The organism is Rhodococcus phenolicus, assembly GCF_001646785.1.
Taxonomy (GTDB): Bacteria; Actinomycetota; Actinomycetes; order Mycobacteriales; family Mycobacteriaceae; genus Rhodococcus; species Rhodococcus phenolicus.
Map to the genome: position 1 here is coordinate 1 of NZ_LRRH01000141.1, position 13,814 is coordinate 13,814.

Consider the following 13,814-nt stretch of genomic DNA (forward strand, 5'->3'; position numbering starts at 1 on the left):
CCCCGGTCCGACCCCTACACGGAGCATCGCACCGAGGAGGGCAAGCTCTACTTGTGTGCGGTCAAGGACGTCTACTCGAACCGGATCGTCGGCTACTCGATCAGTGATCGGATGAAGTCCCGGCTTGCCGTCGCCGCCCTCGAATCCGCAGTAGCACGGCGGGACTCGGTCGCCGGGTGTGTGGTCCACTCCGATCGTGGGTCGCAATTTCGTAGCCGGAAATTCGTCCGAGCCCTCGCCCGCCACGATCTGGTCGGGTCGATGGGCCGGGTCGGTGCGGCCGGCGACAACGCCGCGATGGAGTCCTTCTTCGCGCTCCTACAGAAAAATGTCCTCGACCGGCAGCGTTGGGCCACACGCGAGCAGCTACGCATTGCGATCGTGACCTGGATCGAGCGGACCTATCACCGCCGGCGACGTCAGCTCAGGCTCGGCAGATTGACGCCTGTCGAGTTCGAGACGATCATGACCACACCAGCCGCACAGGCTGCGTGACCGAAACTGTCACCCGATCGTGCAGCAGTCCCGTTTGTCGCAGGTGCGGTTCGTCGATGAGCATCGCGGCAACGTTCTTCACCGAGTCGGTGAACTCGCCGTCGGCGAGGAATTGATGCAACCCGGCCGGGGTTTGCGGGTAACCGTTGCGCGTTGCCTCACGGCACTATTGTCCGCGGCAACACCAGTAACGCGTGTCTGATCGGCGGTGGCACCACCTGCAACATCGGACTCCGCGGACTCGTCCTGTGATGCACCGTGCGGTGCGTTGCACACATCAGATGCGTCAACCGCGAAGGCAACACTCTTTGGTGTTGCAGCCGCAACGAGCGTGGCGTCGCGCTCTACGGCCTTCTCTTCCGCCGCATGTGCCGACGCAACACTGGTGTTCTCGCGGTGCACGACACGGTGTGCTGTTGCGGCTCGGCAGCGTTGTGCGCCGGGTGTCTCGACGCTGCGCTGCTCACCCGGGAGATCACCGCACTCGGATGTCGCGGCAGCGTCAAGACCGTCGCACGATTCGTCTATCCGCTGCGCGCTGGGGCCACCCCGCCGCCGTCACGCCCCGCTGCGCCGAGTATCCGACAGGTCACCGTATCCGACAGGTCACCGGATGGCTCGCTCGTCATCCCGATCCCCTCACCGACGAGGACCGCGCCGGGCGGAAGGCCCTGCTCACGCGCAGCTCGGCGCTGGCCACCACCTGCCGGCTCGTGCGGCACTTCGCCGAGATCATGGTCGGCCGACGCGGTCACAAGATACAGGAGTGGATTACCCGCGTCCGCTGCGACGGTTCACCGGCCTTGCGGTCCTTCGCTGTTGGTCTGCTTCGCGATCTCGATGCCGTCACCGCCGGACTGACCCTGGAGTACAGTTCGGGCCCGGTTGAGGGTCACGTGAACCGCGTCAAGATGCTCAAACGACAGATGTACGGGCGAGCCCATTTCGACCTGCTCCGTAAGCGCGTCATTCATCGCGTCATTCATTACGTATGAAGTGCGCCAAACGAATCACGAAATTGCGCCAGATCCAATTACGTGACCGACGAACCCTTCAACCTGGGGAATTATGTGACCGCTGACAGCTTCCCCGCCACCGTGCGGTGACCACGATAGCGACAGCGAAGGGAATGTTCTCGGCCTGCGCTGCCTGTCACTGCTGCGTTGGCACTGACCAGCGGTCACGCTGGAGCGTTGAATCTTCCAGCCCCAACCGTTCCAAGTACTGTCTCTTGTTCAGTTTTCGGTCCTGTTCAGTTAAACTGAAAAGGGACTAGGACTGAACAAGGGGGTGTCACGATGGATCAACGAGTCCATAACCTCGCTGAACTGCTTCCTGAACTGCTCAGCTCCGTCGGTCTCGAGCTGACAAGTCTGCACTGGGTCACGGAACCAGATCGAGGCTTCGAGGCAAAAGCAGTCCTCTCTCGCCGCGGCAACGTTCAGCACTACGCACTGGTCTTCGCCGCAGCGATGACGCTCACACAGATCACGCATCTCCGCCCACCTGAAATCGATGCACCGCTCCTGGTGGTCGGAAAGCGCATCACAGAGCGCAGCGCAACGGCCTTTCGCGATCAGAAAATCCAGTACATCGACACTCTCGGCAACGCCTACATCGAGTTCGGAGATGTCTACGTCGATGTGCGAGGCAGAAGGCCGAGCACACATACCCCGGACGCCCGGTCCAAACTTCCCACCCACCGAGCGCACGACGAGTGGGGGTTGCGCTTGACGCACAACCTTTTCAGTCCCCGTCGTTCGCAGGTTGTGTTCGCACTATTGACCTGGCCTCAGCTGACCGAGATGAAGATCCGCGACATCGCAAACGCCTCCGGCGTCTCGATCGGTCAGGCACACGACACCCTCAACTTGCTCGAAGAAGCGGGTTTCCTCCGTCGGGGAGTGCCACTACGCCCTTATGCCCTTCACGAGATACTGCAGCCATGGGCTCTGGAGTATCCACGGGGGCTGCGCAAGCGGCTCACCCTTGCACGCTTCTATACCGACGAGCCCACCCATTTCCAGCCGTTGCGCCCCGACCAAGAGTTCTTTTTCAGTGGTGAATCCGCTGAGGGAGTCGACATCCAGCACCCCACCACCTTGACTGTCTACGTCGAGCACTTCGATCGCAAACTCGCTTTCGTGAACCGGTGGAGGGACGACCCCGATCAGGTTCCCAATGTGAGAGTGCTGCAGAAATTTTGGACGCCACCGGACGAGCATCCAGGCAGTGAGGACAGCAAGCGGGACGGCCCACCCAATGCACCCTGGCCTCTCGTGTACGCCGACCTGCTCGCCCTCAACGACCCCCGGCTCCGCGAAGTAGCCGAGACCTGGAGAACGCTGTGCTCGATCTGACGACGTGTGATCCCGCGCGCCTCGAGATCATCGATCACGTCTGCTCGAAGATTCTGGCTCGTGCAGATCACCTGCAACCGTCCGACCTGATGGTCCTCGGAGCACAGTGCCGTGACGTACTCCACGACGCATTGGGGCACGCCTTCCCCCTGCGCGCGACCCAGGATCTGGATCTGGCTATTGCCATCGCGAACTGGGAAGCCTATCGAGAAATAGTCACCGATCTGCCGGCGAGTGGCGGAACCGGCATTCGGTACAAGGTCGGTGAAGTTCTCACCGACCTCGTTCCCTTCGGCCCTATTGAGGACCCGACGGGGTTCGTACCCGATCCACCGAACAGGTCGTTGAGCGTCTGGGGCTTTCAAGAGGTATTCGACCGCGGTTATCACCTCTCGTTGCCTACCGTTGGAGCGATCCGGATCCCGACAGTGGCCGGATACACAGCGCTCAAACTCGTCGCCTGGCTGGACCGGAGCGAGAGCGGCCGATACAAGGACGCTCCCGACATCGCCGCGGCCCTGTACTGGTACATCACGTCCCCGGCTGCAAAAGACCGTCTTTACGGCGACCCCCACCACGGCTTCGACATCCTCGACAAATTCGAGTTCGACGAAGACCGCGCATTGGCGTATTTGCTCGGCGAGGACGTCGCCGCCACAGTCGGCCTCGAGCGCCTCGCCGAACTCGCCGCCCGCTGGCCGGGTCCCCGCGGTGAGGTTCTTGCACCACGCATGGACATCGATGCTGCTCTTTCGACGTGGAGTCCCGACATTGGTCGGCGGGAAGAACTTCTCGCAGCCCTCACCCTCGGATGGTCCGAGACCCTCCGCTCTGCGCATACATGAAGACGCCGCCTGCTCGTATCGTCGTCAAAGTACTGCGTGGTCGTCTACCGAAGGTGATCACCGACCCGAGCGCGGTGCCAGCGCCGAGCAGGTCCGCGACGTCATCCACAACTTCGGGCGCCGACGGATTCGACTCGCAGTAACCGAGGAGCATCTCGACGCAGCCCGAGTGGCCCTGCTGGCGTTCACCGCCTTCCCAACACAGATCTGGCGGCAGATCTGGTCCGACAATCCGCGATCGGTTAATCGACCCTCCCACGACACGCTCATGAGTGCGGCGTGAGGTCCAAGGCCGACGGCGATGTGGGGCGCATGCTGGCGGTGTTGGCTCGATCGAGAAGAAGCAGGCGATGACCGTTCGGGTGCGCACCAGCAGCGACCGCTATGTGATCGACGGCCAGCGGGAAGGCTGCGCTGCGGCGAACGCGTTCCTGAAACATCTGGCCGGGCGCGGGTTCAGCGCGGCGACGGTGCGGGCGTATGCGTTCGACGTGCTCTATCTGGCACGGTTCCTGCTCGACCACGATCTCCGATTAGCGGCGGTGACGCCGATAACGGTGTTCGCGTGAATCAACTGGCAGGACGTGCGCCGCGAACCCCGACCCGACACGGCGAGGCGGAACGCTCCGGTGAAGCCTAACATGAGGATCGCGCTGTCGCGGCATTCGAGGAGCTCGTCGGCCCAGCCGTTGCAGTCGGCGCGCGCACACTCGACGATGGTGACGATGTCGGCGGTGAGCAACGGTGCCCGGGGGTTGTGGGGCAGCTGTCCCGCCGTCGCGGCGGATCCCGTACAAGGTGGCGGCCACAAGTTCGTCGTTGCCCTGGGCAAGATGGCCGGCGCGGCGGTGGTGGTAGCCGATCCCGGCGACCCACCGTGTCAACGTGCCTTGGGGAGTAGGCCCGCTCCCCCGCCTCGGTCACCGTCGACGCCGAGGCCAAGAGATAGGCAGCGGCAGATGCGCCGGCAACGCCCCATGGCATTCCCTCTGGCACCAGGCAGTGAACCGGGTCCCGTCGGCGGCGTAGTTGCAACGGGTCGACTCGGAGCGGAAGCGGGCCGCTGTCCCGGCCACCCGAGCAACGGTCTCAACCGGCAAGGCCGGGCCTGCCGGCGTAGCGGTGTCGCTGGAGGCGGACACGAGGTGGGGACGTCGTCCGTGGCGCATCAACCGGTCCGGCACAGAACGCGAGCCCGCCGGCCGTCTCGGACAGGTTCCTACCGGAAAAGCGCGCTCCGCAGGAGTTCGGTGGCGACGGTGTACTAATGGCAATTCCCCTATCAACCAATAGGATTCACCGCGATCTCCAGCAAGGCAGCACGTGTCATCGCCGAACCGTGCCTCGTAGCACTGTACTGCGCTGCACCACTGGGACTACGAAGTGAGAGTCGAGCTGGCAAGTCCTGTCAGGGACCGACTTGCGTCCCAGTGCCCGGCACAGCTGATCGGTGCTGGCGGTACTGCTGCGCGCGAGCGATGCCGTCGTCGTAATCATTGACGTACTCCCCCGTGCCGGGGGTGTAGTAGCCATCGACGCGGTCAGGGTTGTATGCCATGAACACCACATCGGGACGGCCGTCGTTGAAGCGTCGGAAAGTGTCGTAGTCCCATCCGTCGGGGGCATAGTCGTCGTTCCATTTCAATCGCGCAACAGGAACGAACCCGGCGTCCGCGTAGAACTTGGGAAGAACGGTGTCGAAGCAGTCGAGACGACGGCCGCCGAGCGCGGTCGCATGGCGAAGCATCGCGCGGGCAGCGCGGGGATGTGCGCAATCCTTGTGTGCGAACGCAGACACCACCTCGTCGCCTTTGAGCGCAACACCGGCCTTGCCGTCGTCGGTGACCAACAACCGCATCTGCCGATACTCGTCCTCGTCGTAGACGGAGACCGACGCGGCATGTGGGTTCTTACGGGTCAATTCGAGCATCTGCTCGCGGTAGACCCCGGCATCGGTCGGCGTCAGCTCATGTAGAGGCGGCGCGGACAGGCCCCGCGATTCAAGGGACGCGCGTACGGAGTCCGACAATGTGTGCGTGGCCAGCGGAGTGATCTGCTGACCGTCGATCAGAAGCCGAGCGCTTCGGCCTCCTCGATCTCCGGATCGCTCCAGTACTCCTCGATCTTCTTGCGCTGGTCCTCCGGCAGATCCGGGCTCCACCCGAACGTCCTCCAAAATGCTTCTCTGCGTTCCTGCGTCATCGGTTCCTCGTTGTGCATCGTCGGTTCCTTCCTTACGGGTTTGTCCTGTGCGGGCGCGGCGCAGTGCGTCGGTCTGTTCGGCTCGTAGCTTCTCAGCATCGTGCAGACGCTGAGTCAGCGCGTGCCGCGTGTTCGGGTCAACGGTGGCAGCGAGGGCCGCGCGGAGTTCACTCTGGCCCCCGGGCGTGGCGTGGTACAGCGCCACGGTGTGGGCATGTTCGGTTTCGGCTGCGGTGAGTCGCTCTTGTAGCCGCGCGTGAGTTGGGTTGTCGGCCAAACGAGTACGTGCCAGCTCGACGCGAGCGACGGCTTTGGCGACGCGGGCACGCATGTGCGGGGTGCACCGCGGACCGGGCTTGGGTTTACACATCAGCGGCCACCTGCGCGGTGATCGCGTCGATGAGGACGGCGAGGGCACGACCGAGCCGGTCGACGCGCGCGTCGTCGGGGGTGCGGGGGTCGGTGAGGTAGACATCGCGGCGCAGCTCGATCATCACCGAGGACACGCATTGATCGCGTCTGTAGTGGCGCAGCGGCACGTAACTTCCCGCGTAGGGGGAGTTCTCGGCGATCTGGTCGATCTCGGGTAGGGACGCGAATGCGCCGTGAACGGCGTCGATCAGCCATTCGGGGGTGTGGACGGTGTCGGTGCCGATGCACAGTGCCGGACGTTCGGCGGCGGGGTCCTCGAAGCTGGATGGGGTAGCGGGATAGGAGTGCAGGTCGATGATCACCGCGCGCCCGCAGGAGTGTAGGCGGTCGTCGACTGCGGTGGTGACTGCGTCGGCGTAGGGACGGAAATAGGTGTCGATCAGGTGGGCGGTGCGGGGATATGGTTCGGTACGTAGCGGCGCGCTGGAGCAGGTACGGGTGTAGACCGCTCCCCTGCCGAACGCATTCGCCGGTTCGCTGGCGTCGGGGAATCGTTCGGGGTCGATCACCAACCGCGAGAGGGTGTTAACCACCGTCGTCGGTTTCAGGCGGGTGTGGCGCAGTGCGACAGCGGCGATCTCGTCGGTGGCGGTGTCGGTGGCTTCGTCGAGTTCGGCGGCGAGCTCGACATCGGTCAGCAGCAGGTCGGGGCGGAGTTCAAGAGGGATGATGCGCGAGGCGTGCGGGACGTGGATGAGGACCGGTGATCGGTCGTCTCCGGAGGTGATGAGCGCGGAGTGAGGCACGGGGTGTTCCTTCTTGGTGGCGGCGTCCTAACGGTCCCAGTTCCATGCTGGGGTAGGGACGCGAATTGTTCTCGAGATGATGCCGATTCACCAAGCAGGTGACGGGTCGAGTGCGCCACGAGGGCCTACGGGTCGATCAGGTTTCGGGCGTCATGTGTGGCACGGACACGGCCGCACCGACAGATCAGACCTGGCGATACCGATGTGGGACGAGTTCGTACCGGCATGCGATCTCGTCGCACAGCCACCGCGTCACCACGGATGCATGCACCAGCACGGCGCCGGGTGGTCTCGTGGAGGCGAGGGACGCGCGATCAGCGGATCTTTGACATGACCAAGCCCCACCGGCGCCGGGGTCGGCGCGGGTGGGGCTTGGGTGAGGGTGGTGTCAGTAGAGGTTGTCGAGCTTGTCGAGGTCGACGCCTTTGGTTTCGCGGCTGGTGGCCACGGCGATCACGGTGATGGACATGGTGATCACCAGATAGATGATGACTGCGGTGGCACTGAAGCGGTCGACCAGCCACACCGCGATGAACGGTGCCGGGGCGCCGGCGATAATCGACGAGCCCTGGAACACCAGCGACGAGCCAGCGAAGCGGTACTTGGTGGGGAACAGCTCCGTGATCCATGCAGCTTCGGGGCCGGCAAGCATGCCGTGCAGCAGAGCGCCGACGCAGACGCCGACACCGAGGGCGGTCATGTTCTCGGTGTGCACCAGGGCGAAGAAGATCGGTGCCCAGATGACCAATGAGATGGCGGGGACGAGCATCGCGATTTTGCGTCCGACCCGATCGGACCACCATCCGCCGCCGATCATGCCGAGGAACTGGCACACCGACGCAAAGGCGACGGTCGTGACGATTGCGCCGCGGGTGTAGTCGAAATAGGTCGTGGCGTAGGCGATGACGAAGATCGTGTAGACGTAGAACGCGATGTTCTCGCCGAGACGCATGCCGAGGCCGTGGAGCAGCGGGCGCGGTTTCCGCAGAGCCTCGATGATGCTGGACGATTCCTTGCGTGCAGCCTTGTTCTCGGCGGACTCGGCCTTCTCCTGCGCGGACTGATAGACCGGAGATTCCTCGACACCCCGTCGGATCAGGAAACCGATCACGAGCAGGGGCACGGCGAGCAGGAACGCCACGCGCCAGCCCCAGTTGTCGAAGGCGTCGCCGGGGAAAATAAGGGCGAGGATGCCGACGGTGACGGTGGCCAGGACGGTGCCGGCCGGGGCGCCGGACTGGGGCCATGCCGCCCAGAAGCCGCGTCGTTTGGGTTCGCCGTATTCGCTGACGAGGATCACTGCGGCGCCGAATTCACCGCCGAGGGCGAAGCCTTGGATCATGCGCAGGACCACCAGGGCGACGGTGGCCCAGATGCCGATCTGGCTGTAGGTCGGCAGCAGTCCGATTGCGGCGGTGGCGCCGCCGAGCATGAGGAAGGTGGTGACCAGGATGGGTTTGCGGCCGAATTTGTCGCCGAGGTGGCCGAAGACGATGCCGCCGAGGGGGCGGGCGATGAAGCCGAGGCCTTGGGTGGCCAGTGCCATGAGCAGGGAGGCGACGGCGTTGCCGTTGGGGAAGAACAGTGGGCCGAGGACGGTCGCGGCGAGGATGCCGTAGATCGCGAAGTCGTACCACTCGAGGACGGCGCCGGCCATGCTGCCGGCCAGAACCCGCTTGAAGGGGGTTCTGGTGGTCGGGGTGCCGGTGTCCGGTGGGACCGACGGCGTGCCCGACTGCTCGATGGTGGTCATGTCGTGCCTTTCGGATCAGGTTGTGTGGTGCGGCGGGGTGTCACAGCTGGAGGGTCAGCTTGTCGCCGCATGCGCGGGAGCAGCAGGTCATCATGGTGTTGCCGGCGGCGCGTTCGGTTTTGGTGAGGACCAGGTCGCGGTGGTCGACCTCGCCGTCGAGGACGGGGACTTCGCAGGCGCCGCAGATGCCTTCTTCGCAGTCGCTTTGGGCGTCGATGTTGGCCGCGCGCAGGGCTTGGAGCACGGTTTGGTCGGCGGCGACGGGGACGGTGATGCCGGAGTCTTTGAGCACCACGTCGAAGCTGTGTTCCTTGGCCGGGTCGAGGGCTTCGAGGGTGGAGGAGAAGTGTTCGACGTGCAGGGTGTCGTCGGGCCAGTGCGCGGTGGCCTCGCCGAGTGCGGTCAGGAGGCGTTCGGGTCCGCAGGAGTAGATCTGGGTGCCCTCTTCCGGGTCGGCGAAGAGAGCGGGAAGGTCCATGCGGGTGCCTTCGTCGCCGGGATAGAGCCGGACCCGATCGCCGTGGTCGCGTGCGAGACGGTCAAGGAACGCCATCGAGGTGCGTGAGCGTCCGGCGTAGTGGATCTCGTAGTCGCCTCCGGCGGCCTTGACCTGATCGGCCATCGCAATGATCGGGGTGATGCCGATGCCGCCGGCGACGAAGACATAGCGTTTCGCGTCGGGGTCGAGCTTGAAGTGGTTGCGGGGACCGCGCACGCGCAGGGTGTCGCCGACAGCGAGTTCGGTGTGGATCCACCGGGATCCGCCCCGGCTCTCGCGGTCGTGCAGGACCGCGATCTGGAAGGTGGTGCGGTCGTTCGGATCACCGCACAGCGAATACTGACGGGAGACGGTGCCGCAGTCGAGGTCGATGTGCGATCCGGCAGACCATTTCGGCAGCGGCCGCCCGCTCGTGTCGCGCAGGGTGATCAGCAGGGTGTCGTCGGCGACGGGGTCGAGGTCGGTGACGGCCATGGTGCGGGCGATGGTGTTCTTCGACGGTTCGCCGATCTTGACGGGCTGTTGTTGCGACAGCACCGTCGGGTCGGTGCGTTCGGGGTTGCGCGCCGGATCCCACTGCACCCATACGTGGTCGGGTCCGCGGAAGGAGGTGTTGGGCAGGTAGGTGAATTCCTGGTCCGGGACCAGTTCCATGTGGGGCAGGCGGCGGGTGAGTTCTTCGAGGAAGATCTGGATTTCCATGCGTGCGAGGTTTTTTCCCATGCACTGGTGGCTGCCGTACCCGAAGGTGAGGTGGTCGCTGGCGTTGTCGCGCCGGATGTCGAAGTCGTCGGCCTGGTCGAAGTGCCGTTCGTCGTGGTTCGCAGAGGAGTTGACGATCAGCAGTTTCGCCCCGGCGGGGATTGCGACGCCGTTGATGGTGGTGTCCGCGGTGACCAGGCGGCGCCAGGCGGCGACCGATCCGGAGTGACGCAGGCATTCTTCGACGGCGTTGGGGATCAGGCTCGGGTCGGCGCAGATCTCCTCCCACACGTCGCGGTGTTCGAGCAGCAACCGCAAGGCGTTGGCGGAGGCGTTGGCGGTGGTTTCGTGGGCGGCGACGATGCCGGCCATCATCATCGAGTGCAGGTAGGAGTCGGTGACGACATCCGGCTGTTCCTGCTGGACGCGGATACCGAACGGCATCCAGCCGTGCCCGTCGGGATTCTTGCGCATCTTCTCCAGGACGGTGCCGGCGAACTGCCAGAACTTGCCGACCGCGTCGGCGACGGCGACCTGCTGCTCGGGAGCCGGGCGCCCCCACGTGTTGACGGTGTGCGCGATCGAGTATTCGCGCAAGGTGTCCATGTCTTCTTCGGGCACCCCGAGGAAGTGCAGGGCGACGGTGAGCGGGACTTCCCAGAGCATCTCGTCGACGAGGTCGACGTGTCCGGTGTCGATGAAGCGGTCGACGTATTCGCGGGTCAGGCGGCGCACCATCGGCTCGTGGTGCGCGAGCGCGGCGGGGGTGAACGGTTCCATCAGGGCGCGGCGGCGCGGCATGTGCGCGGGTTCGTCCTCGTTGACGAGGGTGCGGTTCATGGCATAGCCGTAGCGGGCGAGGACGGCGTTCGCTTCCTCGGAGGTCGGGGTGATCTTCTCGAGCGCGATTGCGGGCGAGAACAGTTCGTTGTCGCGGAAGACGGCTTTGACGTCCTCGTAGCGGGTGACCACCCAGTAGTCGAGTTCGGGACTGTAGAAGACGGGTTCGTCGTCGCGGGACCAGCGCAGGGATGCGGCCGGGTCCACTTGGTACGGGCCGGTGAAGGGGTCGAAGGCGGCTGCGCGTGGGGAGACGGGGCAGCCGGTCGGGGAGGTGAAGGCGGTGTGGTCGATGGGGCATCGACTCTCGGGTGCCGAGTCGGGGGTGTCGAGGACGGTGCCGTCCACCTGGCTTGTCATGATGTGTCTCCCAGCTACGAACTGCGGTTTTACTAATAACGAACATTTTTGTTCGTTCAACGCACATCGCTACGGTAACGGCGGTCACACTCGCCGTCAACGCCGGGTCATATCTCCGTGCCGAGAGCACAAAAAAGGGACGCTCTCCACGAGCGTCCCCATGAAGACCGGGAAGGATCCCCGGTCAGATATTGAGCAGCGCGTTGATCCGCGCTGCCGTGTCCATCACCGCAGCGGCGGCACGATCGGTGTCGAGCCCTTCGATGGCGACGACCCCGACACTGGATTCGAAGCCCACACCGTCCTGCTCGGGCGAGGTCCGCACACTGGCCGCGACCCCCACCGCGCCGTGCTCGAGTTCCCCGGCGGTGATACTGAACCCATCCGCCCGCGCCTGACGGATCACGTCGGTGTCGTCATCGGATGCGGGGCGGCCGGCCAGGATGGCGATGCCGGCCGCACCGCGCGAGACGGGATGGCGGGTGCCCAGTCGGTAGCCGACACGCAGGATTCCCGAATCGGGTTCGGCCACAGCGATAACCACGCACTCGTCACCTTCGAGGGTCGACAGGAATGCGGTCGCCGAGGTCTGCTGCGCGAGCTCGCGTAGCAGTGGCTGGGCCACTTCCCGCAGGCGCGGTCGAAAGCGTGATCCGAGTAGCGCCGCTCCTGCGGCCAGCCTGATGCGGCCGTCGTCGGTACGAGCTACGAGTGAGTGCGCTTCGAGGGTGGCCACGATCCGGTAGCCGATCGCTCGGGCGACATCCAGTTCGGCAGCGAGCTCGGCGATTGTCACCCCACCGGGTCGCTGGGACACAATGTCCAGCGCACGAAGACCACGATCCAGGGTCTGCAGGGTGCTCAACGATTCTCCTCGACACTCACACGTACGACATCGAAGCCTATCGCTCCCCCACCGAGAACAACCGAATGCCCGGCAGATACGCGCCGAAGCTACAGATCCGCTCTCGTTCCGTTCGCCGCGCAGGCGTCCGAAGGTGAGGCGGATGCGGGGAACGCCCCTGCAAACCGGGAGCCCTCTCGTCGACGAGCGCTCTGCATCCGCCTCCCCCACCCGACTCGAAGGGGCAATCACCCCACCGAACGGGAGGTTCGGATCAATACGGATCCCATTGTCAGGGAGTCGCTTTCACTGCCTTCAGGGCCGACCGCGATCTCGACTGCCGGGGCGGCAGCCAATCGAGGTGGCACTTCGACCCCGGCGCCAGTCGGACACGGCGCGTCCCGAGGTCGACGGACGCTCCATGGACGTCCGAGCCGAGCAGTTTCGCAGTACCAAGCAAAAACAGGCCTGAATCCGATCAGCGGCAATCCACAGTTCGCGAGCTGCCAGACCGAGACCGATCACGAAAGGGCCATCATCAAGTTGACGCCACGGACCTGACCTTCAGGGGTCGCAGACAGGCTCGCGGGTATACCGGTGCTCGATCAGGACGTTGTCGCCAGCGAGGCACAGACTCCGTGTCGTTTCGGTACGTGAGATCTCCCATTCGTCGCGGGTGCGGATGACGCGGCCGAAGAGGACGGCGACGGTCACCGACACCGCGAACCACACGACGACCAGCAAGAAAACCCAATTCGCATACCGAACACCGGCGAGAGAGACCTACTTGTTACCGGCGAGTAGGAAAGTCACCCGCAGATTCACCCGTTCGGACGACACGGACAGTTAACGGGGCGGGCGTATCCATCGCTCGACGCTACATATGCAACGCTATTCGATATTGGTGCAGTCGTAGCGAGGAGCGTTTGATGTCCCTTCACCGGTCGACCGTCCGTGAACGGCATCCGAAGCTTGCCGGCCATCGCGCGCCTCGAGCGACTATCGCCGCTGCCGCCCAGCACCTGCATGTCGCCGAACGCCACCACGCTCCGATCACGCCGGATGCGCGCCGCCGTTTGTCGGACTTGTCGAACACGGAGCTGATCAACGTTCTTGCCTCCGAACTCGCCAGCCGTCCGGACATGCGATTGGTGCGCAACCAAGTGACGGCTTTGCTGGCGATGGCACCGACCTTGACCGACCGCAGTCAAGCTATCGAGCTCGGCGCCTACCTGGTTGACGACGCCATCGAACAGGCCGAACTCGAGAAGGCCGCGCGCCGTCACATCCTCGACCACCCCATGCTGACCGCCTCCCAGGTAGCAGCCGTCTTGCGCCGTGATCCAGCAGATCGCTCGGTTGCCTCCCGACTCCGCGCCGCGGGCAAGGTCGTAGCCCTGCCCGTCGGTAACAGTTACCGCTATCCGGCTTTTCAATTCGACTACGCCACAGCCTCGGTTCGCGACGTCGTCGCCGCAATCAATGCACGAGTAGATGCCGCCGCGGACCCGTGGGGTGTCGCCGCGTGGTGGCTCAGCCCCTCCCCTCGCCTCCCTGCCGGACAGACCCCTGCCGATCTCGCCATGGACTCCGATTCAAAGTCCCGCCGCAAGATCGAACGACTGGCGTCGGCGGTGTTGCCCGACTGATGCCGAATATCGAACCCCCGGCCGAAGGTCTACTCCGGCCGCTCACCGCACCGTGCTCACCGCCGCTGCGGCGGTGGCGACGGTGTG

Annotated in this window: 12 protein-coding genes and 1 pseudogene; 7 read left to right on the top strand and 6 right to left on the bottom strand. The window is 64.7% G+C overall.

Annotated features, from left to right (window positions below):
• The 6 genes and pseudogenes from A8G15_RS27555 to A8G15_RS27580 all read left to right on the top strand — a co-directional run.
• A partial coding sequence (locus A8G15_RS27555; protein ID WP_156665590.1) for an IS3 family transposase occupies nucleotides 1-495 on the top strand: 495 nt, incomplete at its 5' end.
• A 488-nt stretch (nucleotides 496-983) separates the two neighbouring features.
• Nucleotides 984-1,490, top strand: a complete 507-nt coding sequence (locus A8G15_RS27560; RefSeq protein WP_068166321.1) for a transposase — start codon at nucleotides 984-986, stop codon at nucleotides 1,488-1,490.
• 303 nt (nucleotides 1,491-1,793) lie between these two features.
• Nucleotides 1,794-2,855 carry a type IV toxin-antitoxin system AbiEi family antitoxin gene (locus A8G15_RS27570; protein WP_082900208.1) on the top strand — a complete coding sequence of 354 codons (1,062 nt, stop codon included), beginning with the start codon at nucleotides 1,794-1,796 and terminating at the stop codon, nucleotides 2,853-2,855.
• A 131-nt stretch (nucleotides 2,856-2,986) separates the two neighbouring features.
• On the top strand, nucleotides 2,987-3,700 hold the full coding sequence (locus A8G15_RS27575; protein ID WP_156665591.1) for a hypothetical protein: 714 nt from the start codon (nucleotides 2,987-2,989) through the stop codon (nucleotides 3,698-3,700).
• Between the two features lie 142 nt (nucleotides 3,701-3,842).
• Nucleotides 3,843-3,938 (top strand): annotated as a pseudogene (locus A8G15_RS31550) (transposase); the annotation flags it as partial.
• A 112-nt stretch (nucleotides 3,939-4,050) separates the two neighbouring features.
• Nucleotides 4,051-4,269: a hypothetical protein gene (locus A8G15_RS27580; RefSeq protein ID WP_068166327.1), complete on the top strand. Its 219-nt coding sequence runs from the start codon at nucleotides 4,051-4,053 to the stop codon at nucleotides 4,267-4,269.
• 839 nt (nucleotides 4,270-5,108) lie between these two features.
• On the opposite strand, the gene A8G15_RS27585 is transcribed toward A8G15_RS27580, so the two are convergent.
• The 6 genes from A8G15_RS27585 to A8G15_RS27605 all read right to left on the bottom strand — a co-directional run bounded on the left by A8G15_RS27585 (nucleotide 5,109) and on the right by A8G15_RS27605 (nucleotide 12,099).
• A complete protein-coding gene (locus A8G15_RS27585; protein ID WP_245688034.1) occupies nucleotides 5,109-5,729 on the bottom strand; it encodes a hypothetical protein in 621 nt (206 codons plus the stop codon).
• Between the two features lie 38 nt (nucleotides 5,730-5,767).
• Entirely contained in the window at nucleotides 5,768-5,920 is a 153-nt protein-coding gene (locus tag A8G15_RS31280; protein WP_169833951.1) for a hypothetical protein, read from the bottom strand.
• Nucleotides 5,921-6,264: 344 nt separating this feature from the next.
• Nucleotides 6,265-7,080 (bottom strand): N-formylglutamate amidohydrolase, encoded by an 816-nt coding sequence (locus A8G15_RS27590; protein ID WP_068166330.1) that lies wholly within the window; start codon nucleotides 7,078-7,080, stop codon nucleotides 6,265-6,267.
• A gap of 388 nt (nucleotides 7,081-7,468) precedes the next feature.
• Entirely contained in the window at nucleotides 7,469-8,833 is a 1,365-nt protein-coding gene (locus A8G15_RS27595) for an MFS transporter (protein WP_211270253.1), read from the bottom strand.
• Between the two features lie 40 nt (nucleotides 8,834-8,873).
• Entirely contained in the window at nucleotides 8,874-11,234 is a 2,361-nt protein-coding gene (locus A8G15_RS27600) for a cytochrome P450/oxidoreductase (protein ID WP_068166331.1), read from the bottom strand.
• A 184-nt stretch (nucleotides 11,235-11,418) separates the two neighbouring features.
• A complete protein-coding gene (locus A8G15_RS27605) occupies nucleotides 11,419-12,099 on the bottom strand; it encodes an IclR family transcriptional regulator (protein WP_068166333.1) in 681 nt (226 codons plus the stop codon).
• A 908-nt stretch (nucleotides 12,100-13,007) separates the two neighbouring features.
• On the opposite strand from A8G15_RS27605, the gene A8G15_RS27615 reads away from it, so the two are divergent.
• Complete coding sequence (locus A8G15_RS27615; RefSeq protein WP_068166337.1) at nucleotides 13,008-13,727, top strand: hypothetical protein; 720 nt, start codon at nucleotides 13,008-13,010, stop codon at nucleotides 13,725-13,727.
• Nucleotides 13,728-13,814 lie beyond the last annotated feature (87 nt).